21 protein-coding genes and 1 pseudogene are annotated in these 21,770 nt (G+C 61.6%); 13 read left to right on the top strand and 9 right to left on the bottom strand.

Annotated elements, in window-relative coordinates; genetic code table 11:
• Window positions 1-13 precede the first annotated feature (13 nt).
• From R3E82_12355 to R3E82_12315, 9 genes are all read right to left on the bottom strand, one after another.
• Window positions 14-1,480: a monovalent cation/H+ antiporter subunit D family protein gene (locus R3E82_12355; GenBank protein MEZ5551675.1), complete on the bottom strand. Its 1,467-nt coding sequence runs from the start codon at window positions 1,478-1,480 to the stop codon at window positions 14-16.
• Window positions 1,477-2,994, bottom strand: coding sequence for a monovalent cation/H+ antiporter subunit D family protein (locus R3E82_12350; GenBank protein MEZ5551674.1), 1,518 nt, complete (start codon window positions 2,992-2,994; stop codon window positions 1,477-1,479). The genes R3E82_12355 and R3E82_12350 overlap by 4 nt, the downstream gene beginning before the upstream one ends.
• Window positions 2,991-3,350 (bottom strand): cation:proton antiporter subunit C, encoded by a 360-nt coding sequence (locus R3E82_12345; GenBank protein MEZ5551673.1) that lies wholly within the window; start codon window positions 3,348-3,350, stop codon window positions 2,991-2,993. Before R3E82_12345 ends, R3E82_12350 begins: the two co-directional genes overlap by 4 nt.
• Window positions 3,347-4,333, bottom strand: coding sequence for a DUF4040 domain-containing protein (locus tag R3E82_12340; GenBank protein ID MEZ5551672.1), 987 nt, complete (start codon window positions 4,331-4,333; stop codon window positions 3,347-3,349). Before R3E82_12340 ends, R3E82_12345 begins: the two co-directional genes overlap by 4 nt.
• Window positions 4,330-4,677, bottom strand: coding sequence for a monovalent cation/H(+) antiporter subunit G (gene mnhG, locus R3E82_12335; protein MEZ5551671.1), 348 nt, complete (start codon window positions 4,675-4,677; stop codon window positions 4,330-4,332). The genes R3E82_12340 and mnhG overlap by 4 nt, the downstream gene beginning before the upstream one ends.
• A complete protein-coding gene (locus tag R3E82_12330) occupies window positions 4,674-4,961 on the bottom strand; it encodes a monovalent cation/H+ antiporter complex subunit F (protein MEZ5551670.1) in 288 nt (95 codons plus the stop codon). The genes mnhG and R3E82_12330 overlap by 4 nt, the downstream gene beginning before the upstream one ends.
• 2 nt (window positions 4,962-4,963) lie before the next feature.
• Complete coding sequence (locus tag R3E82_12325; GenBank protein ID MEZ5551669.1) at window positions 4,964-5,434, bottom strand: Na+/H+ antiporter subunit E; 471 nt, start codon at window positions 5,432-5,434, stop codon at window positions 4,964-4,966.
• Window positions 5,435-5,461: 27 nt separating this feature from the next.
• On the bottom strand, window positions 5,462-5,971 hold the full coding sequence (locus R3E82_12320; GenBank protein ID MEZ5551668.1) for a Rap1a/Tai family immunity protein: 510 nt from the start codon (window positions 5,969-5,971) through the stop codon (window positions 5,462-5,464).
• A gap of 78 nt (window positions 5,972-6,049) precedes the next feature.
• Complete coding sequence (locus R3E82_12315; protein ID MEZ5551667.1) at window positions 6,050-6,493, bottom strand: GNAT family N-acetyltransferase; 444 nt, start codon at window positions 6,491-6,493, stop codon at window positions 6,050-6,052.
• Window positions 6,494-6,787: 294 nt separating this feature from the next.
• Here R3E82_12315 and R3E82_12310 point away from each other — a divergent pair, with 294 nt between their 5' ends.
• The 13 genes and pseudogenes from R3E82_12310 to smc all read left to right on the top strand — a co-directional run bounded on the left by R3E82_12310 (window position 6,788) and on the right by smc (window position 21,717).
• Window positions 6,788-8,830 carry a TonB-dependent receptor gene (locus tag R3E82_12310; protein MEZ5551666.1) on the top strand — a complete coding sequence of 681 codons (2,043 nt, stop codon included), beginning with the start codon at window positions 6,788-6,790 and terminating at the stop codon, window positions 8,828-8,830.
• 22 nt (window positions 8,831-8,852) lie between these two features.
• Window positions 8,853-10,226, top strand: coding sequence for a nucleotide 5'-monophosphate nucleosidase PpnN (gene ppnN / locus R3E82_12305; GenBank protein ID MEZ5551665.1), 1,374 nt, complete (start codon window positions 8,853-8,855; stop codon window positions 10,224-10,226).
• A gap of 44 nt (window positions 10,227-10,270) precedes the next feature.
• Window positions 10,271-10,852: a cytochrome c biogenesis heme-transporting ATPase CcmA gene (gene ccmA / locus R3E82_12300; protein ID MEZ5551664.1), complete on the top strand. Its 582-nt coding sequence runs from the start codon at window positions 10,271-10,273 to the stop codon at window positions 10,850-10,852.
• Window positions 10,852-11,541: a heme exporter protein CcmB gene (gene ccmB / locus R3E82_12295; GenBank protein ID MEZ5551663.1), complete on the top strand. Its 690-nt coding sequence runs from the start codon at window positions 10,852-10,854 to the stop codon at window positions 11,539-11,541. The genes ccmA and ccmB overlap by 1 nt, the downstream gene beginning before the upstream one ends.
• A gap of 11 nt (window positions 11,542-11,552) precedes the next feature.
• Window positions 11,553-12,308: a heme ABC transporter permease gene (locus tag R3E82_12290; GenBank protein MEZ5551662.1), complete on the top strand. Its 756-nt coding sequence runs from the start codon at window positions 11,553-11,555 to the stop codon at window positions 12,306-12,308.
• Window positions 12,305-12,463: pseudogene (gene ccmD / locus R3E82_12285) on the top strand (heme exporter protein CcmD). The gene R3E82_12290 and the pseudogene ccmD overlap by 4 nt, the downstream one beginning before the upstream one ends.
• A 138-nt stretch (window positions 12,464-12,601) precedes the next feature.
• The gene (gene ccmE / locus R3E82_12280) at window positions 12,602-13,075 is read left to right on the top strand and encodes a cytochrome c maturation protein CcmE (protein MEZ5551661.1); all 474 of its coding nucleotides are present in this window, start codon (window positions 12,602-12,604) and stop codon (window positions 13,073-13,075) included.
• Entirely contained in the window at window positions 13,065-15,023 is a 1,959-nt protein-coding gene (locus R3E82_12275; protein MEZ5551660.1) for a heme lyase CcmF/NrfE family subunit, read from the top strand. Before ccmE ends, R3E82_12275 begins: the two co-directional genes overlap by 11 nt.
• On the top strand, window positions 15,020-15,601 hold the full coding sequence (locus tag R3E82_12270; GenBank protein MEZ5551659.1) for a DsbE family thiol:disulfide interchange protein: 582 nt from the start codon (window positions 15,020-15,022) through the stop codon (window positions 15,599-15,601). The genes R3E82_12275 and R3E82_12270 overlap by 4 nt, the downstream gene beginning before the upstream one ends.
• A complete protein-coding gene (locus tag R3E82_12265) occupies window positions 15,588-16,085 on the top strand; it encodes a cytochrome c-type biogenesis protein (GenBank protein MEZ5551658.1) in 498 nt (165 codons plus the stop codon). The genes R3E82_12270 and R3E82_12265 overlap by 14 nt, the downstream gene beginning before the upstream one ends.
• Window positions 16,082-17,257, top strand: a complete 1,176-nt coding sequence (gene ccmI / locus R3E82_12260) for a c-type cytochrome biogenesis protein CcmI (GenBank protein MEZ5551657.1) — start codon at window positions 16,082-16,084, stop codon at window positions 17,255-17,257. The genes R3E82_12265 and ccmI overlap by 4 nt, the downstream gene beginning before the upstream one ends.
• Before the next feature lie 72 nt (window positions 17,258-17,329).
• A complete protein-coding gene (locus R3E82_12255) occupies window positions 17,330-18,046 on the top strand; it encodes a GntR family transcriptional regulator (GenBank protein MEZ5551656.1) in 717 nt (238 codons plus the stop codon).
• Window positions 18,047-18,210: 164 nt separating this feature from the next.
• Window positions 18,211-21,717 carry a chromosome segregation protein SMC gene (smc, locus tag R3E82_12250; protein MEZ5551655.1) on the top strand — a complete coding sequence of 1,169 codons (3,507 nt, stop codon included), beginning with the start codon at window positions 18,211-18,213 and terminating at the stop codon, window positions 21,715-21,717.
• Window positions 21,718-21,770 lie beyond the last annotated feature (53 nt).

Raw genomic sequence — 21,770 nt, 5'->3', positions numbered from 1 at the left:
TATGCGGACATGACTATGTGGACATGGCGACCTGACGCGCCAGCTCGAGGATGGGATCCACGAAAAAAAACAGCGCGATCGTCGCGGATGCGGTCAGTCCAAGCGCGAGTACCATGGGCCAGGGTGCTTCGCCATGGTCGCCGTGCGTACCATCATCGGACGTCGCGCGAAAAAACGCTGCGTATACTATGGGCAGAAAGTACGCGGCATTCAGCAGTGTGCTGATGAGAATGACCCCTAAAGACAGATACGCGCCGCTCTGCACGGCGCCCTGCAGCATGAACCACTTGCTGAGGAAGCCGATTGCCGGTGGGACGCCGATCAGAGACAGCGCACCGATGGTAAACGAGATCATGGTGACCGGCATTCTCCGACCTATGCCATCGAGCTGGCTCACCTCAGTTTTGTGTGCGGCCGTGTACACTGCGCCTGCTGCAAAGAACAGGGTGATCTTGCTGACTGCGTGGGCAGCGATGTGCACAGTGGCGCCGAGCACGGACAGCGGCGCGAGCAGGGCTGTTGCGAGAACCACGTAGGAGAGCTGGCTGACGGTCGAGTAAGCAAGCCGACGCTTGAGATTGTCGGAGCGCAAGGCCACGACCGATGCGGCCAGAATCGTGAAGCCGGCGACAAAGGGCAACCACGTCGCGCTGCCGAGTGCCGCCAGGTTGTCGATGCCCAGAATGTAGACCATGACCTTGACTACGCAGAAAACCCCGGCTTTCACCACGGCGACCGCATGCAGCAGTGCGGAAACGGGTGTTGGTGCCACCATCGCCGCCGGCAGCCACCGGTGCATCGGCATCACCGCAGCCTTGCCGATACCGAAGACATAGAGCGCGAGCAGAACCGCCATGAGTCCTTCGCCCGTCCTGCCTGTCAGAATGCCACCGGGCTGGAAGTCCAGAGTGCCCGCAAGGACATAGGTCCAGGCGATTGCGAACAGCAGCAGCGTAACCGATGTGCCGACCAGGACACCGAGATAGATCCGTCCGCTGCGGCGGGCCTCCGGGGTTCCCGCATGGGTAACGAGCGGATAGGTGATCAGCGTCAGGACCTCGTAGAACACGAACAGGGTGAGCAGATTACCGGCGAATGCGATACCGATGGTGCTAGCGATCGCTCCCGCGAAACAGACATAGAATCTGGTCTGGTGCTGCTCGCCATTGGCGCGCATATAGCCGATCGAGTAAATCGAGTTCACGATCCACAGGGCGGCAGCGATCAGCGCAAACAGCATCCCGAGTGGTTCGACTTCAAAACGCAGTTCGAGACCGGGCATGATCTCCAGCAGGCTGAGAAGCGGACGCCCTCCTGCGAGCACCTCGGGTGTCAGCGCGACAACACACAGCAGTAGCGCGCCAGCGGTGGAGAGAGTCGCGGCTTCCCGTGCGTTGGGCAGCCGATGCAGGCAGGCAATCAGCGCTGCACCAATCAGCGGGATCGCCAGCGCTCCGGTGATGAGCCACTGCGCGCTCATTGCAGGTGTCTCAGCAGTGACGCAGCCGCCTCCGAGGCGAGTTCGAGGGGCAGCTGGGGCTGCAGTCCGTAATAGATGCCCGCCAGCGCCGGCAGCCACAGACAGGCCAGCATCCACATGGGGGCTTCGGTTCGTCCTTCGATACTGCCGGCGGAGACCGGTGCACTGGTGAAGTAGGCGATCTCGATGATCCGCCAGATGTACACGAGAGCCATCAGGGATCCGATCAGAATGGCTGCGACCAGCGCAATACCAGGGCCACCCAGATCGAGGGCGGCCAGCACAAGATGCCATTTGGTGATGAAGCCGGCGGTGCCGGGCACACCGATCAGACTCAGGCCGGCGAGAACGAATCCAGCCATCGTAAGGGGCATTCTGCGCCCCGCACCCGCGATAGACTCGAGAGACAGTCCACCACAGCGCATGGCCAGGCAGGCGACCGCAACGAACAGTGCGGACTTTGCCAGTGCATGGTTGAACATGTGGACGATACCGGCGGTCAGACCCGTTGCTGAGACGAAGCTCGCGCCGAGCAGAATGTAGCCAATCTGAGCAATCGAAGAATAGGCCAGCAGCCGCTTCAGATTGCGTTCGAAAAGCGCTACCGCAGACCCGGCGAAAATGGCGAGCAGAGCGAGTGGCATGAGGAAGCCGGCAAACTGGATGTCATGCCCCGGCAGGTTGCCCTGGAACACCGAAAAATCGAATCGCAGCAGCACATAGAGGGCGACCTTCGTCGAGCATGCCGCGAGAAAGACGGTGACCGCATGGGGAGCGAAGGTATAAGCGTTGGGTAGCCATACGTGAAGCGGGAAAACCGCCGCCTTGAGCGCCAGCCCGACCGTGATGAAACCACCGGCCACCAGGATAGGTTTCAGGTCCGTCACGAGCGGGATTCTGGCTTCCATGTCCTCAAGATTGAGCGTCCCCGTCATCATGTAGACGAGACCGACACCGATCAGATAGAAGGTCGCGCCGATGGTGCCCATGATCAGGTACTTGAACACCGCGGTCAGTGCCTGTCGCTGCGGTCCACCGGCGATGAGGATGTAAGAGGCCAGCGCGGCAACTTCCATGAAGACGAAGATGTTGAAGGCATCACCAGCGACGACGATACCGACCATGCCGGTAAGCGCGAGCAGCCACGCGGTGTAGAACAGGTGCTGACGTTCTGCGGGGATCTCGGAATCGAGATTCGCACGGGATACCGCAAGGGCGAGAGTGGAGGCGCCGGTCGTGACGAGCAGCAGCAGTATGGTGAAGGCGTCGATACGCAGCTCGATGCCGTATGGTGCCTGCCACCCGCCCATCGCGTAGTTCAGATCGCCACTCGCCTGCCACACATCGAGCAGCAGTATCGCGATCGAAAACGTCGTGATCGATGCCAGCATCGCCGCAGCCCATGCGAGGCGTGGATCACGCAGCAGCAGTACAAGAGGCGCCGTCAGCAGGGGTATCACCACCTGCAGCGCGGGCAGATCAGCCGCAAGCGCGCTCGCTGCGGGCACGCTCACTCGTGATCCATCTTGTGGGTTTCATCCTCCTCGACGGTGCCATACGCTTCATGGATGCGCACCACGAGGGCCAGCCCCAGTGCGAGCGTGGCGATTCCAACGACGATGGCGGTGAGGATCAGCACCTGGGGCAGCGGATTCGAATAGATCTGGTCCAGCTGGTCCTTCTGGATGATGGGGGCCGTGCCGCCATCCACCTTGTCCATCGTGATGTACAGCAGAAACACGGCAGATTGAAAAACTGAGATTCCAATCAGTTTCTTGAAGAGATTCGCCTTCGTGATGACCGTATACAGACCCGTCATGAGAAGGATGGCGAACACCCAGTAGTTGTACAGCCCCAGGAGCTCCATCATTTCCTGTGCTCTCGCGAAGCGAACGCATGAAAGATCGATACCAGCACACCTACCACCGTGATGCCCACTCCCGCCTCGATAATGAGAATACCGAGCTGCTGACCGGCAACCGGGTCAGCACTCAACACCGAGTAGTCGAGGAAACGGCTGCCAAGCAGCATACCTGCCACGCCTACGCCACCAAAGATCAATGGACCAGCAGCGACCATGCCGACCAGCAGGCGTGCAGGCGCGACTCGCAGCGACTCGGTCTCGCCGTCGAGCAGGGCAATCAGGATCAGTCCTGCGGCAATCAGCGCGCCAGCCTGGAAGCCGCCACCGGGGCCGTACTCGCCATGAAACTGAATATAAAGGCCGAACAGAACGATGAAAGGGACCAGCAGGCTGCCAACTACCCGGGGAATGAGGTGGTGCCGCAACCCTTTCGCTTCCGCCAGCGGTGTCCGCGCATCAGCCAGACGACTCCATGGCGTGCCCAGCACGAACATCACCCCGACACCCGCGGTAAAAATCACGAAAACTTCACCCAGCGTATCGTAGCCACGGAAGCTGGCGAGTACCGCCGTCACGACGTTCGGTATATCGATCAGCGCGGGTGTGTTCTCCAGGTACCACGGCGCCACATGCTGGTGAACGGGCGCCTCGGGATCACCCATGCGGGGCTTGTCAAAGGTCGCATAGAGCACGATCAGTGTCGTCACAGCGACGACAGGCAGGGAGAGTATCCAGCCACTGGTGCCACGGCGCTCTTCGGCCACTGTCAAAGCCAGCGCTCCGAGAAAAAGAACAGTGGAAATCCCTGCGCCCACCGCTGCTTCCGTCAGTGCAACATCGGCAGCATCGAGAATGAAGAATATGGCGGCCATCTGCAGGCTGAAAATCCCCATGAGCATCACGGCGACGAACAGGTTGCGCGCCTGCACGATGCCGAATGCCGTGATGACCAGCAGGGTCAGCAGGAAGACGGCGAAAAGCGTGATCATCCGCGTTCGATATCCTTCTGACCACCGGAGGGTGTCCCGGAAAAATGCGCGGCAGCCCGCGGCAGCAGACCGGAGAACCGTGCGGCGTTCGCCAGAGCGTAGGTTGCGGTGGGACTCGTGAGCATCAGAAATACAAGTATGGAAAGCAGTTTGAGTGTGGCGAGCGAAAGCCCTGCCTGCAGGGCAACGCCCGACAGCACGAGAATGGTCCCCAGGGAGTCGGTCAGGCTGGCGGCATGCAGACGGGTGTAGAAGTCAGGCATCCGCAGCGCGCCGACACCGCCGATGAATACGAACACACCACCACTCATCAGCAGGATCCAGCTCATTACCTCGACGATCATTCGTTGCCACCGTCTGCGTCTGGCTCGACCTGACGCAAGCCATGGTTCTGCAGAAATTCGAGTACGGCCAGTACGCCGATGAAGTTGATAAGTGCATATGCCAGCGCCAGATCGAGGAAGTCGGGTCGGCCATAGAGAAACGCGACAACGGCCAGCAGCAGCACGGTTTTCGTACCGAACATGTTGACGGCCAGTACCCGGTCGTAGACCGTGGGGCCGAGCAGTGCGCGACCGAGTGCAAGGCCCATAGTGACCATGATTGCGATGGCGGCTGCATAGAACATGATCAGTTCCCCATCAGTTTTTTTGCCCGGCGCACCATTTCGCCCTCGCGCAGTTCCTCGGCGGAGGATTCCGTCAGGCAGTGAACGTGAATGAGCCCTTCATTCACATCGAACGACACCGTCGCCGGTGTCAATGTTATGGCATTGGCAAGAATTGCCTGGCCGACGGGTGGCAGATGTGATGCCTGTACCTTAATCAACGTAGGGCTGATGGGCATGTTTGGTGTCAGAACAATGCGCGCCACCGTCAGATTGGCTTTCACAATCTGTCCGACAAGCCACAGCCAGTACGCGGGAAGCCGCGTTGCCAGATGGAGAGAATAGACGCCAGAGTCGAAGAAGCCTGCGCGTCGGGCGAGCAGCAGCACGAGGGCGCAGGACAGCAGACCGAGTCCGTTCAGGAGCGGAGTGTAGATCCCGGACCACAACAGCCACGAGACTGCGAAGATCGTACCAGTGAAAAGCAATCGCATCAGCAGATTGGCTCGCCTGCTGAATGGTTACTCGCTGCAGGGATAGTGTTTGCGCAACAGTGTGTACATCGTATCCCTGGCGAGGTCGTCTTGTTCAGGTGGTTTCTCCGAGATTTCACGCTGCAGCAGCTCAATCACTTCGGCCACCGGAACCGGCTCGCCGATACAGTATTCGGCGTAGACAGACGGCCCGTGTCGAAGTATTCGCTCACCGACCCGCGTGCGAAGGGCCCGTTCGGTGAACGTCTCCTTTCGTTCCAGCTCCTTGGCCACGTTCTGGGCTACCCGCTCATCCGTCGCTACTGCGCCATCGAGAAAGCCGGAAATATACAGTTCGCATCGTTCCGTAGCTGCCTGCCCGTCTTCCCGGATTGCGCAATCGCGCGCGAATTCGCTCGCCAGCAAGGGTGGAACAGCGTATGCCTCCGGCGCCAGCAGCAAAGGAACCAGCAGCAGTGGTCTCAGCAGGAAAGTCGCCTGCGGACAAGCTGCCAGCAGCGATGCCGGGCCTGCAGAAGCGAATCTGGCATATCCCATCGTCAGCTCCGAGCTCTGGTGGCGGACCATTCTAGCAGCACGCAGCGGAAGGTTAGAACAGCGGTCCGATAAGTCGGCTCAGCTCAGCAGCTTCTGCCTCATTTCCGTACCGACAGCCTCGAAGCCGAATTTCGCATAAAAGGGACGATTGTGTTCGGTGCTCTCCAGCAGATAGAGACCGAATTCGGCGCAACCCCGGGATCTGGCGTTGTCGATCGACTTCTGCACCAGCAGGGCGCCGATGTTTTTGCCCCGGGCGTCGCTGTCGACGATGAGTTCCTCCAGCTGACAGTACTCACCGCCATAGCGCATCGCGAGGTTATAGCTGACCGTGGCCATACCGAGGATCCTGGTTTCCTCGGAAGCTACCAGTACTTCACCACGTGCCCGGGTCAGAAGTTCTTCGAAGGCCCGTCCAGCAGATTTCCCGCCGCCCTGTGTGCCTGACGGATTCAGTGCTTGCAGCAGTTCCAGACAACGCGCCTTGTCCCGTGGACGTGCGCTGCGAATTTCGATGTTCACGGTGGCGACTCCTCCGGTGTACAGGCTGCAGACATTCTAACGATCTTCTCCCCAGTGTCTGCCGGTTCTCCCTTGCCCCTCAGAGGGTGATTGTTTAATGTCCTGCAGCCTTGCCGCCCCAGGGTCGGGTGCTGTCCGTTCAGGAGACCATTGCGTGAGCGGAACGGCACAGTACCCCCACAGAATCGAATGGATCCAGCTATGCCTGTTAAAAGAACAACCGCAATCCTACGGACCCGCACACCTGGGCGGTCGAGCCCTCCCGCCTCCCACCCTGCAGGGACCCTGCTGCTGGTGGCTGTTCTGGGGGGATCCGTCTTCCCGTCACTGCAGGCCAGCGCAGCGGAATCCCCGACCGGTACAGTACCGGGCATTGAGGAGCTGCTGGTCAGTGCGGACTCCACTCTGGCGGACCGACTGGGCGCTGCGGGCAGTATCACGGCCATCGAGTCGGAGGAACTCCGGCTGATCGGCGCCACCCACATCAGCGAGGCGCTGGCGCGGGTCCCGGGGGTGTGGGTTGCCCGCGGCTCAGGTCAGGAGCACCTCACGGCCATCCGCTCGGCGGTGCTCACCGGAGCCGGCGCCTGCGGCGAATTTCTGTTCCTGGAAGACGGTCTGCCGATCCGCCCGGCGGGTTTCTGCAATGTGAACGGTCTGTTTGAAGTGAATTCGGAGCAACCCGGGCGCATCGAAGTCTGGCGCGGTCCGGCGAGTGCGTTACTCGGCGGCAATGCCCTGCATGGCGCGGTCAATTTCGTCACCGACATACCCACTGCGAACACCTTCTCCGCCGAAGGTGGTCCCTATGATTACTATCGACTTTCGGGTCAATTCCACCAGGAGCTGAACGGTCATGAGTTCGGCGTGTCGATCAACGGCAACTCGAGCAATGGCTATCGGGATTTCACCGGCTACGATCAGCAGAAGGCCTCATTGGTGCACAGCACCGATGTCGGCGCCTGGTCGGTATACAACACGCTGCATTTTACGAACCTGAACCAGGAAACCGGAGCGTTTGTGGAAGGGTTCGAAGTCTACAAAGATGATGATCTGCGCAAAACCAATCCTGCCCCTGAAGCCTATCGCGATGCGAAATCGGCACGGCTGGCCAGCTTCTGGACGAAGGACGCCTGGCGCATCACACCTTACCTGCGCTGGTCGGACATGAATTTTCTGCAGCATTTTCTCCCGGGCGAGCCCCGGGAACGCAATGATCAGACCAGCGGTGGTGTGCTGCTCGGTTACGACTTCCCTGCCAGCGGCAGGCTCCGTGCCAGTGCTGGCGCCCACCTGGAGCTTATGTCGTCCCATCTGGACGAATATCAGGATGAGCCGCTTACCACCTCTTCCGCCTTCAACAACGCGGTGCGTCCTCAGGGCTGGCACTACGACTACGATACCGACAGCATGATGGCCGCCGGTTTCTATGATCTCTCCTGGTCCTTCACTGAGGAAACCCGCCTGGTGCACAGCCTTCGCATCGAGTATCTGGAATACGACTACAGCAACCGCATTCTCGACGGAAATACCCGGGACGATGGCACTGCCTGTGGCTTCGGTGGCTGTCTCTATAACCGGCCCGCGGATCGCACCGATGACTACACCAACGTCGCTGGTCGCATCGGCATCGAGCAGGATTTCAGCACGGGAATGGCCTATCTGGTGATCGGCAATGGCTTCCGTCCGCCCCAGGTCACCGAACTGTACCGGCTCCAGCGCGGTCAGGATGTGGCCGATCTGAAGAGCGAGGAGCTGTGGTCGGTGGAAGCCGGATTCAAGGGCGGATTCTTCAATGTCGCCCTGTTCAGCGAGCGCACCGACAACTACATCTTCCGGGATTCCGCCGGGCTCAATGTCAGCGACGGCAGGACCAAGGCCTGGGGTGTGGAGTTCGAAGCCTTCCGCAGTTTCGGTGACCACACCCTGTCTGTCTCCGGCACCTATGCGGAACACAAATACGATTTCGATCGGGACGCCACCGGTGGCGAGGTCATCGAGAAAAACAACTACATAGACACAGCACCGAAGTGGCTGGCGAATGCGCGCTGGAACTACGCCGTCACCGACAGTCTGGGCCTGGAGCTCGAGGCGGAATTCGTGGATAAACACTACATCAACGCGGACAACACGGCTGAGTACGATGGCCATCTGGTGTTCCATCTGCGCGGACGCTATGCGGTGAACGATCGACTGTCCGTATTCGGCCGGGTCATCAATCTGCTGGATGACGAGTACGCCGAGCGGGGTGACTACACTGTCTTCAGCCCGCTGAACTATCGATACTTTCCCGCGATGCCGAGGCAGATCTACGCGGGTGTGACAATCGACCTCTAAGAGCAGGACGATGAAAGCCGATATGCCCGAGAAGGTGGACATCACCGTTGGTCCGCGTGGCAGTCTCGAACTGCTCTCCCAGCACGAAGTAGACACGCTGACCGGCTCTTCGGAACACGCTCAGCTCTTCGAGCTGTTCCGTCGCTGTGCGCTGGCTGTGCTCAATACCGGCAGCGAGACTGACGATGCGGCCGCGCTGTTTGAGACCTACTCGGATTTCTCCATCGAGATCGGCAAGCGTACCCGAGGCCTGAAACTCATCATCCGCAATGCGCCGGCCAGCGCCATCGTCGAAGGTCGGATGATCGAAGGGGTGCGTCAGCATCTGTTCGCCGTGCTGCGGGACATCGTCTTCCTCGGCACCGACATCGCCGCTGCGGATCAGTTCGATCTGACCTCCGGCAGCGGGATCACAGATGCGGTGTTTCACATGCTCAAACATGCGCGGGTGCTGGATCCTGACATTCCGCCGCGCACGGTGGTCTGCTGGGGTGGACACTCGATTTCGAGAGACGAGTACGATTACTCGAAGGAAGTGGGCTATCACCTCGGCCTGCGCGGGCTCGACATCTGTACGGGCTGCGGCCCGGGCGCGATGAAGGGACCGATGAAGGGTGCGGCGGTAGGGCATGCCAAACAGCGGATCCGCAACGGCCGCTATCTGGGCCTGAGTGAGCCGGGCATCATTGCTGCCGAGCCGCCCAACCCGATGGTCAGCAACCTGGTGGTGCTGCCGGATATAGAGAAGCGGCTCGAAGCATTTCTGCGCATGGCGCACGGCATTGTCGTATTCCCGGGCGGGGTGGGTACCGCCGAAGAGATTCTCTATCTGCTCGGCGTGCTGCTGGATCCGGCCAACCGCAACATCGTACTGCCGGTGGTCTTCACCGGTCCTGCAGGCAGCGAAGCCTATTTCAGGGAGCTGGATGCTTTTCTGCGGCTGTGTCTCGGAGACGCTGTCAGTGCCTGTTATCAGATTGTGATTGCCGATGCAGAAGAGGTCGGTCAGGTTATGGGCAGGGCAATCCGCGGCGTGCGCAAGCAGCGCCGCCGGGATGGTGACGCCTACTATTTCAACTGGCTGCTGCACGTGCCACTGCAGCACCAGCAGCCTTTTGCAGTGAGCCATGGGAATGTCGCCGGTCTGCGTCTGAGTCGTGACCTGCCGGCGCACGAGCTTGCGGTCAATCTGCGACGGGCCTTCAGCGCGATTGTCACCGGTAATGTGAAGGCGGACGGCATCCGCCTGATTCGGGAACGTGGACCCTTCGAGCTGCACAGCGACGCCATCCTCACCGACGCGCTGGACCGGCTGCTGCAGGCATACGTGGCCCAGGGTCGCATGAAACTCCATGGTGAATACAAACCCTGTTATCAGGTCAGATCGGTGGGATGATTCCCGCATGATCTCGAAACGGACTGTTGATGACACTGCCGGCGATGTCTGACTCACTGCTGCAGATCCGCAATCTCGGCTGTCTGCGGGAGGGCCGTCTGCTCTTCGCGCACCTGGATCTGGATGTACGCGCCGGGGAGTGCATCGAACTGACCGGTCCCAATGGCAGCGGAAAGTCCACGCTTCTGCGCTGCCTCTGTGGCTTTTTTCCGGACTACAGCGGCAGCATTCGCGCGGAACCCGTTGCCTATCTGGGTCACAAACCGGGTATCAGCTCATTGCTGTCGCCCCGTCAGAATCTGGCCTGGTATGCCGCCTTCGGCAGCAGCAGCGATGATCACATCGCTGTTCTGGAACGGGTTGGTCTCGCCGGTTACGAGGATGTCCGCTGTCAGCGTCTCTCCGCCGGGCAGCAGCGTCGTGTGGCGCTGGCGCGACTGATACTCGATGACCGCCGACTCTGGCTGCTGGATGAGCCCTTCACCGCACTCGATCACTCGGGTCAGTCTCTGGTGCGGGAGCTTGTCAGCGCACACCTTCAGGAAGGCGGAGCGGCGATCTGCGCTACCCACCAGCCGCTGGAGCTGTCCGGCGCCCGGCCCCTGCAGCTCGGGCTGGTGGTCTAGTGCACGGTAACAGACGTTCCGGTGGCCTGTTCATCGCCCAGCTGCGCCGTGAATTCGCCCTGCTGCTGCAGAGTCTTGAAGAGATGCTGCATCCGCTGGTGTTTCTTTTTCTGGCGATGACCCTGTTCGCTCTTGGCACTGGTGGCGGACCGGATGCGCTGCGCGACCAGGCACCCGCCATCATCTGGGTGCTGGTACTGCTTGCCAATCTGCTCAGTCTCGATGCCCTGTTCCGCCGCGACTACGACGACGGCACCCTGGAGCAGCTGGTGCTGATGGCCGAGCCCAGATTTCTGCCGATTCTCGCAAAGATCCTGGCCCACTGGGTCTTCAGCGGCCTTGCCATGACCCTGCTGGCGCCGGTCGCGGCACTGATTCTGTTTCTGCCGGTCGAAGTGCTGGGCAAACTGATGCTCGGGCTGCTCATCGGCACGCCTGCGCTGAGTCTCATTGGTGCCATCGGTGCTGCGCTCACGGTCGGTCTGCAGCGGGGCGGGGTGCTGCTGGCGCTGCTGGTGCTGCCTCTGTATGTTCCGATCCTGATTTTCGGTGCAGGGGCGGTGCTGGAGCAGATGGCGGGCATCGGGACCCTGGCGCAGATCTACTGGCTGGGTGTGATTTCGATGGTGGCCTTCACGCTGGCGCCCTTTGCGGTGGAAGCGGCGTTGAAGATCACTCTGGAACAGTAGCGGATTGACGCATGAACATTAAACAGTGGTGGCACAGACTTGGCTCTCCACGCTGGTTCTATGACATCAGCGGCCCCTGGGTCTGGGTATTCGGGGTGCTGGCGGCCGCGCTGCTCCTGGTGGGTACTGTGTGGGGGCTGGCCTTTGCACCGCCCGATTACCAGCAGGGCAACAGCTTCCGGATCATGTATGTACATGTACCCACTGCCATTGTCGCCCAGTCTGCCTACATGCTGATGGGCGCGGCGGGTCTCGTGCTGCTGGTCTGGCGCATGAAACTGGCGGACATGGTGCTGGCGACCGTCGTGCCCTTCGGGATGTCGATGACTGCGCTGGCGCTGTTCACCGGGGCGGTCTGGGGTAAGCCGACCTGGGGTGCCTGGTGGGTGTGGGACGCCCGCACCACCTCGATGCTGGTACTGCTGTTTCTCTATTTCGGTCTGTTTGCGCTGCGCAAGGCCATTCCCCGGGAAGAGAGCGCGGGGCGTGCCTGCGCCGTTCTCGCGCTGGTCGGCACCATCAATATTCCGATCATCAAATACTCGGTCGACTGGTGGCTCACCCTGCATCAGCCTGCCACCTTCAGAATTACTGAAGCCCCCGCCATGCCACCGGAAATGTGGCTGCCGCTGGCGGTCAATGTGTTCGGCTTCTATTTCCTGTTCGGCGCCAACCTGCTGGGACGTCTGCGCCTGGAAATCCTGAACCGGGAGCGGGGTACCGCGTGGGTGCGGGCGCTCGTCGGCGGGCAGGGAAGCGTCGGATGAGTTTCGCATCTCTGTCCGACTTCCTGGCAATGGGCGGCCACGGTCTGTACGTGTGGCTCAGTTATGGCGCGACGGGACTGGTAGTGTTGGCAAATGTGATGGCTCTGCGGATAAGCCGCGGCCGCTTCCTGCGAGAATCCCGCGCACTCGAAAGGCGCGCGGCTGCAGGGGTAGAATCCGCGCGGGCTGAAAAGGCCGCCGGCAGCGGTGATCCGGGAACGGGAAGCAGTGGGTTCTGAAGACCTGAAGAAGAGGTAGTTTTGCATCCGAAACGACGTAACCGATTGATTGTAGTGACATTTCTGGTACTTGGTGCAGGCGCGACCGTGGCCCTGCTGCTCACAGCACTGTCCGAGAACATCAACATGTTCTATCCGCCGGATCAGGTGGTGGATGGCAGCGCGCCGGTCGGCGCGCAGATCCGCGCCGGTGGGATGGTTCTCGAAGGGAGTGTGGCAAGGGATCCTCAGAGCCTCGAAGTCTCCTTCGTGCTCACCGACTACCGGGGTGCTGAGTTTCCGGTGCGCTACAGCGGCATCCTGCCGGATCTGTTTCGCGAGGGGCAGGGTGTCATTGTGCAGGGCGCTCTCGCCGCTGGCGGAACATTTGAAGCCAATCAGGTACTGGCCAAACACGATGAGAATTACATGCCCCCGGAACTGGCGGATATGAACCCGGCGCACAGCACCAGGCCGAAGTCTCCCCTGGATGTGAACAGCGAAGCGAACAGAGCACCGGCGGGTGCTGTGAGTGGCAATGACAGTTGAACTCGGCCATTTTGCGCTGATTCTCGCGCTGGGCTTCGCTGTCCTCATCGCCGTCTTCGGTCTGGGTGGTGCAGCACTGGGCAGGCTGCGCTGGATGCAGGCTCTGGGCATGCTGGTCGCCGCTCAGTTTGCTTTTATTCTGCTCGCCTACGCAGCACTCACCCTGGGCTTCATCGAAGACGATTTCTCGGTGGCTTATGTCGCGGCGAACTCCAATTCACTGCTGCCCTGGTACTACAAAGCCAGTGCGGTGTGGGGCGCTCATGAGGGATCGTTTTTGCTGTGGACGCTGATCATGGCGGGCTGGACACTGGCCGTGGTGCTGCGCAGCGGCGATCTGCCGGTACGCTTTCTCGCCCGGGTGCTGGGTGTCATGGGTCTGCTCAACGTGGGCTTCCTGAGTTTTCTGCTGTTCACCAGCAATCCGTTCGAACGCCTGGTACCCATGACGCCGGCGGATGGTGCGGACCTGAATCCGCTGCTCCAGGATTTCGGGCTGATCGTGCACCCGCCAATGCTCTACATGGGCTATGTGGGCTTTTCTGTAGCTTTCGCTTTTGCCATCGCCGCGCTGCTTTCCGGACGACTCGATGCGGCCTGGGCGCGCTGGTCGAGACCCTGGAGCAACATCGCCTGGGCGTTTCTTACCGTTGGGATCACCCTCGGCAGCTGGTGGGCTTATTACGAACTCGGCTGGGGTGGCTGGTGGTTCTGGGATCCGGTGGAAAATGCCAGCTTCATGCCCTGGCTGGTGGGCACCGCCCTGATCCATTCTCTGGCGGTTTCGGAAAAGCGCGGCACCTTCAAGAGCTGGACGCTGCTGCTTGCCATCGCAACTTTTTCCCTGAGTCTCCTGGGTGCATTCATCGTCCGCTCAGGGGTACTCACATCCGTGCACGCCTTCGCCGTGGATCCCACCCGGGGTCTGTTCATTCTGATTTTCCTGGTGCTGGTGGTGGGCGGTTCGCTGCTCATCTACGGATTCCGCGCATCCGCGATCCGTTCCCGCGTGCACTTTGAACTTCTCAGCCGGGAAGCTTTCCTGCTGCTGAACAACGTCCTGCTGGTCGTCGCGATGGCCGTGGTGCTGCTGGGCACCCTCTATCCCCTGGCGGTCGAAGCGATCACCGGGGGCGACAAGATTTCCGTTGGTCCGCCTTATTTCAATGCGGGATTCGTACCGCTCATGCTGCTGCTTGCCGCGGCACTCGGGCTGGTCTCGGCGCTGAACTGGAAGCGCACCCCCCTGGCCCGCATCTGGCTGCGGCTGCGCTGGATTGCAGCGGGCAGTCTCGGCTTCGGCGTGGTGGTACCGCTGCTGGCCAGTGGTGCCATGAGCTGGCAGGTCGGCGTCACCCTGGTTCTGGCAGCCTGGGTAGTCGGTTCTCAGGCGCTGGACGTCTGGCTGCGCATTGCCGGCGGCCTGCGCCGGGTGCCCCTGGCTTACTGGGGTATGTGTCTCGGTCACCTCGGCTTTGCCTGTACCCTGCTCGGTGTCGCACTCACTTCCCAGCTGTCAGTGGAGAAGGACCTGCGCATGATGGCGGGAGATCAGGTCGAGATCGGCGGCCGGGTATTCGAATTCATCGAAGTCTCCCAGGTGCGCGGTCCCAACTATGTGGCCCAGCGGGCAACCTTCAGTGTCAGCGAGGGTGACCGCCGCATCCTGATGGCGCCGGAGAAGCGCAGCTATCTGGCAAGCCGCAATCTGATGACTGAAGCGGCGATCGACCCGGGATTCACCCGGGACCTCTACGTTTCCATGGGCGAGCCGATTGGCGACGGAGCCTGGGCGGTACGTATCCAGATCAAACCCTTCGTGCGCTGGATCTGGTTCGGTGGTGTGCTCATGGCACTCGGTGGTGGACTCGCGGTGCTCGATGGCCGCTATCGACGGCTGCGTCGGCGGCTGGAAACCCCCGCCGGAGCAACGGTCAGCGCCTCATGAGCCGGGCGAGTCTGTTTATCCCGCTGGGAATCTTTGCTGCCATCGTGGTGATCGGCTATGCGGGATTCAGCCTCAACGACCCTCACGCCCTGCCTTCCGCGCTGCTGGGTAAACCCTTCCCGGAATTCACAGCACCCCGGCTCGACACGCCCCGGGTTCAGGTGGATCGCCAGGCGCTGCTGGGCAGTCCGGTCCTGGTCAACGTGTGGGCCACCTGGTGCCCGACCTGCAAGGCCGAACATGAGGAACTGGTGCGGATCCGCCGGGAAACGGGCCTGCGGATCGTTGGCATCAACTACAAGGACAATCGCCAGGCGGCGCTGCGCTGGCTGGCGGAGTTCGGGGACCCCTATGAGTTCGTGATCCAGGACCTGGACGGCTCCCTGGGTGTGGAACTCGGCGTGTACGGCGCGCCTGAAAGTTTCCTGGTGGATGCCAGCGGGGTAATCGTCTACAAGCGGGTCGGCGAGATCAATCCACGGATCTGGCAGGACGAGCTGCTGCCCCGGCTGCGCACTCTTGAAGCCCCGGGTCTCGAGATCACCGGTGTGGCAGGGCGTTCTCATGAGGGTGACTGACCGCAGTCAGCGGTTCGGTCTGCTGGTTCTGGTGTTGACGCTGTGCGGCGGAGCGTCTGTCGGCGCGGCTCCGGACGCCTATGGTGCGGGTCCGGTGGATGCGCTCGAGTTTCCTTCCGGGGAACTGGAGGCGCGCTATCGGACCCTGATCGATGAATTCCGCTGCCCGAAATGTCTGAACACCAACCTGTCAGGCTCGGACGCGCCGATTGCACACGATCTGCGGATGACCGTGCACCGGCTGCTGGTCGTCGAGGGGTTGAGTGATCAGGAAGTGCGCGATTTTCTGCAGTCCCGCTACGGTGACTTCGTGCTTTACGATCCGCCCTTCAAACCCAGCACCTGGCTGTTGTGGCTGAGCCCCTTCGGGTTTCTCCTGCTCGGCGCCTGGGCGTTGCGGCGGATGCTGCGGCAGCCCGCTGCGGATCAGTTGAGTGCCGCGGAGCGCGACAGACTGGCAAGCATCCTCCGGAACGGCGAATGATCTGGCTTGGCGCCGCATTACTGCTGTCAGCCGCCGTGCTGCTTCTGGGGATCGCACTGCTGCGACAGCCTGCTCGGGGCGAGGGTCCGTCGCGCCAGGCAACCACCACCGCGCTGTATCGGGATCGCCTCGACGAACTGGAGCAGGATCTCGCCACCGGCACTCTGGCCGCCACTGACCGGGATCTGGTCACCGAAGAACTCAATCGATCCCTGCTCGATGACTATGCCGAAGAGGAGCGCAGCGGCGGTGATCGGATTGCGCCCTGGATTGCCCTGTTTGCGGCGCTGTGCCTGGTCGCGGGCTCTCTCGGCCTCTACACCCTGATCGGCGATCCTGCCGCGGACAGTCTGCGTGGTGCAGAAAGGCTTCTGCAGCTGGATGCGGAAGCGGACAGGCAGGCGCTGCTGGAGTGGCAGGAGCAGTTGCAGCGCCGGGTGGAAAGCCGTGCCGGGGACGCGAAAAGCTGGTATCTGCTGGGCCACACCCACCTGAAACTGGGTAACTATCAGGCTGCGGCAGAGGATTTCGCCCGTGCCCACGCGGTGCATGGCGATGATCCCAGTATCGACGTTTACTGGCTGCAGGCCCGCTATCTGGCAGGCGGGGGCGTGATCGACGCCACCTCCCGCAGCATCGCCGAGCGGCTGCTGGCCCAGGACCCCAATCATCTGCTGGTGCTGGAGATGTATGCGATAGACGCTTTCCGCAGTGGTGAGATCAAAGCCGCGGTCGGCTATCTCGATCGCGCCCTGTCCCGGGCCCTGGACGCGGAACAGCGGGCGTCCCTGCGCGCCGGCATGGCGGAAGCCAGGCGTGCGCTGGGCAATCTCAACCCGAGCGTGGATGTCGACGTCAGGGTGGCGGACCCGGTGCCCCGGGGCGCGACCCTGTTTGTGATTGCGCGCCCGGTCGGCGGTGGTATGCCTTATGCGGTGGTGCGCCGTCCCGCCCTCGACTTTCCCCTGTCCATCCGCCTCGACGATGCGGTCAGCATGAATCCCGCGCAGCCGCTTTCTGCTGCGGGAGAGGTGGAAATCGCCGTCCGCCTCAGCCTGGGAGGGACCCCTCTGGCCCAGCCCGGCGACTGGGAGTGGCAGTCCCAGCCGATCGGACTTGAAGATCTCGACGCACCCGTCGTACTGGAAGCCCGGCTCACCCCTCCGACCTGAAGGTCCTCCGGAACCCCACTCACTCTGACGTTGTCTTACCGCTTGGACCGGGCACAGCCAGGGAGCAGCGTAATGGGTTTTGAGCCAGCGATCAGCCTGACCGAGCAGATTGCCGATCATCTGAGTAATGAGATCATCCGGGGGCGGCTGAAACCCCGGGCACGCATCCAGGAACTCAAGGTTGCCGGTGAACTCGGGGTTTCCCGGGGATCAGTGCGGGAGGCCCTGCTGATTCTCGAAAAACGCCACCTGATTCGGATCATCCCCCGCCGGGGTGCGGTCGTGAGCGCCATGGAAGGTCAGGAGATTGCCAACTTCTGCGAACTGTATACGGAGCTGCAGGTACTTTTTTTCCGCAAACTCGCCGCGCTGCCCGGGCAGCACCTGGAACGCCTTGAACCGGCTCTGAATGAGATGAATGCCGCCCTCAGCCAGCCCGATGTGACCCGGCTGCTCGCGGCCAGGGCACAGTTTCTGGCAGCCAGTCTCACGCAGCTCGATAATTTCTATCTGAATTCGGTACTCGAGGGTCTGGTGCCCGCCGGCATGCGAGTGGCGCATCTGGTGGCCGCGCATGAAAACTTCGAGCCGAGGGATACCCTGCGTTATCACCAGGCTCTGACTGCCGCTCTCGCCGAGCGGGCGGGAGATCGCGCCGGTGAACTGGTGCGGGCCTTCCATGGTCGGGAGAAGCGTCTCGCGCTCGGCTGTATTGATGGCGGTGGGGAATCACCCCGCGGCGCACCGCGCGGACATCCGCTGTCCGGGAAGTCGCACACTCCGGCCTGAACCGGCGGACGAAAAGTCCAGCGAAAACGCCTGTAATAATGCCCAATTGACGACGGTGCGGGTGTTACGCTCATCCGGCAATTGCTTTAGACTAGCGCCGTTTCAAAAACCAGGGTGACCCAAGCGCGCAGAGCCCCTCCAGAAGGTCGAAGCGCGCCTCGACTATGCGGCTGAAAGCAATAAAGCTCGCTGGATTCAAGTCTTTTGTCGATCCGACAACGGTCATCCTCCCCAGTAATCGATGTGCCATCGTCGGGCCCAACGGCTGTGGAAAATCGAACATCATCGATGCGGTGCGCTGGGTGATGGGAGAAAGCTCCGCCAAGCAGTTGCGTGGCGAGAACCTCACCGACGTCATCTTCAACGGCTCCAAAACCCGTAAACCCACGGCCCTTGCCAGTATCGAACTGCTGTTCGACAACCGGGATGGACGCATCGGTGGCGAGTACGCGTCCTACGGCGAAATCTCCGTGCGCCGCCAGGTCACAAGAGATTCCCAGTCCGCCTATTTTCTCAACGGCAACAAATGCCGCCGGCGTGACATCATGGACATCTTCCTGGGCACGGGCTTCGGGCCGCGCAGTTACTCGATCATCGAGCAGGGCATGATCAGTCAGCTCGTCGAGGCAAGGCCTGAAGATCTGCGGGTGTATCTGGAAGAGGCGGCCGGCATCTCAAAGTACAAGGAGCGGCGCCGGGAAACGGAAAACCGCATCCGCCACACCAGGGAAAACCTCTCCCGCCTGAATGACATCCGGGAAGAGCTTGAAAAGCAGATCAGACATCTGGATCGGCAGGCCAAGGCGGCGGAGCGATACCGGGTGCTGAAAGCGGAAGAGCGCAAACTCACCGCCGAACTCTATGCCCTGCGCTATGCCAGCCTCGAAGCCGAACTCAACGCGCGCCACGCCCTGATCCGCGACCTCGAAGTTCAGTTCGAGCGGGCCGCAGCTGACGCCCAGCGGATAGACACCGAGATCGAGAAGCTGCGTCAGCAGCATGCGGATCAGAGCGAGTCATTCAACGCTATCCAGGGCCGTTTCTATCAGCTTGGAGCCGACATCGCCCGGGTCGAAGAGGCAATTCAGTTCAATCAGGAGCGGGTCAAGCAGCTCGAACTCGATCTCGCCAGTGTCGAACAGCAGGCGTCTGAAACCTCCCGCCAGCTGGAGATGGACGAAGGTCAGATTAACGAACTGAAGCAGCGTATCGCCGAGCTCGGTCCCCAGGTACAGGCAGCGGAAGAGTCTGATCAGCAGGCGTCCGGTGCGGTCGCCGAGTTCGAAGCCCGTTATCGGCGCTGGCAGGAGGCCTGGGATCAGTTCACCCGGGCGTTTTCCGATCATGAGCGCAATGCCGAAGTGCAGTCTTCGCGTATCGAACATCTCGAGCAACTGCTGCAGCGGCTGCGCGGTCGTCTCGAACAGCTGCACTCGGATGCCGCACAGGCGCCGGAGATAGCCTCGGACGATGTGCAGTCTCTGGCAGTGGAAATCGAAGTACACGAAGAAACCCGCAGCCGGCTCGAGGCAGAAGTGGATGCGAGTCTGCGCGAGCTCGCTGCTGCGCGTGAAGATCTGCTGCTGCGCGAGCGTGTTCTCGAAGATGCCCGCGGCGAGGTCCAGGAACTGCGCCATGAGCTCGCCAGTCTGCAGGCACTGCAGCAGGCGGCACTCGGTCGCGACGATCGGGAAGCCCGGGACTGGATCGAAGCCCAGGGACTGGCGGGAGCAGCCCGTCTGGGTGAGGTGCTGTCGGTAGTCGCCGGCTGGGAACAGGCCGTGGAAACTGTGCTCGGTGACCGGCTGCAGGCCATCCGTGTCGACCGGGTGACCGACTATCAGACAGCCGTGGAAGCCCTGACCACCGGGGATGTCATGCTGCTTGAAGCGGGTGTCGATGTGCAGATGGCCGGGGAACTGCCTGGACTTGCCACCCTCATCCGCAGCCAGGATCTCCGCCTCGGGTCCCTGCTGCAGGGCATCTACGCAGCGGAATCCGTCGCGGTGGCGTTCCGCCACCGGGAAACGCTGCAGCCAGGTGAAAGCATCATCACCCGGCAGGGTCTGTGGCTCGGACCAGACTGGATCCGTCGCTTCATGGCCCGGGACGGCGATGCACGCACGGGCGTGATCCAGCGCGCCCAGGAACTCGATACCCTGAACCTGCGGGTCGAGGAGTCTGAGCGGACGCTGGCCGAGCTGCAGGGCAAAGTCATGAGCGGGCGTGCCCGGATTGAGCAGGCAGAGCGGAACCGGGATGCCCAGCAGGGTGAGATCAACGCACTCAATCAGTCCCTCGGTGATCTGCGCACCGACCATGGTGTGCGTCGGGTGCAGCTCGAAGAGGCGGATGCCCGTCGCGAAAGACTGAACCGCGAACGTGCTGAACTGGAAAGCCAGGTCGGCGAAGAAAGTACCCGGTTGAGCACAGCGCGTCAGGCGCTGGCCGAAGCGCTGACGGCCCAGGATCAGCTCGCCGAACAGCGTGAGCACCTGGCCAGCGAAAAAACAGAGAGTGAGAGCGCATTGAGCACGGCCCGGGAAGCCGCCCGGGCGAGCCGCGATCAGTACCACCGGCTGAACAGCGAGTGGCAGAGCCTGCAATCCCGCCTGCAGGCTGGTGAGACAGCCCGGGACCGGCTGCTGCGGCAGCGGCGCGAGCTTGCAGAAAGGCAGGAACAACTGCGGCAGGGTGTGGTCACCAGCTCCACGCCGCTGCCGGAGCTTAAGAAGGATCTCGAAGAGAAGCTGGCCGCACGCCACGGCGTCGAGGGCGAGCTGAAGGACGTGCGGCGGTTACTGGAAAGCGTGGATGCCGGTATCCGCGAGTTCGAAGCCCAGCGGGGCAATGCCGAGGCAGCTCTGGAAGATCTCCGATCCCGGCTGGAGAGCGCCCGGGTAGAACGGCAGGGCCAGTCCGTGCGTGCCCAGAATCTTCTGGACCAGCTGCAGGCAACCGGGATGACCCTGGAGCAGGCGCGGGAAGGCCTGACCGAAGAGGCCAGTGTGGATGCCTGGACCGAGGCGCTGGAAGCCACCGACCGGCGTATCAACCGACTGGGGCCGATCAACCTGGCCGCCATCGATGAATTCAAATCACAATCCGAGCGTAAACTCTATCTCGACCAGCAGAATGAGGACCTCGAACAGGCCCTCGAAACTCTGTTGTCCGCGATCAGAAAAATAGACCGGGAAACCCGGCAGCGATTCAAAGATACTTTCGAAACCGTGAACAAGAGACTGGGGGAACTGTTTCCAAAAATTTTCGGCGGAGGACACGCCTATCTTGAACTGACAGGGGAGGACCTGCTCGATACCGGGGTTTCGCTCATGGCGCGACCACCGGGCAAACGTAATGCCAGTGTGCATCTGCTCTCTGGCGGCGAAAAAGCGATGACGGCGCTTGCGCTGATCTTCGCGATTTTTCATCTCAATCCGAGCCCTGTGTGTATGCTCGATGAGGTGGATGCGCCACTCGACGATGCCAACGTCGAGCGTTTTGCCGAGCTGATCAAAGACATGTCGCGTGACGTACAGTTCGTGGTGATCACACATAACAAGCTGACCATGGAAATGGCCGACCAGCTGATGGGTGTGACGATGAACGAACCGGGTGTCTCGAGACTGGTCTCCGTGGACGTGGAGGAAGCTGCAGCGATGGCCGGATAGGCCCAGGCTGCGGTTGAAGAGTTCGAGAGAAGCGAAGTCGCAATTGCGACCGA

It is taken from the genome of Pseudomonadales bacterium (assembly GCA_041395945.1).
Classification (GTDB): domain Bacteria; phylum Pseudomonadota; class Gammaproteobacteria; order Pseudomonadales; family Azotimanducaceae; genus SZUA-309.
Note: the sequence above shows the minus strand (reverse complement) of the source record. Positions and strands in the feature narration are given on the sequence as shown.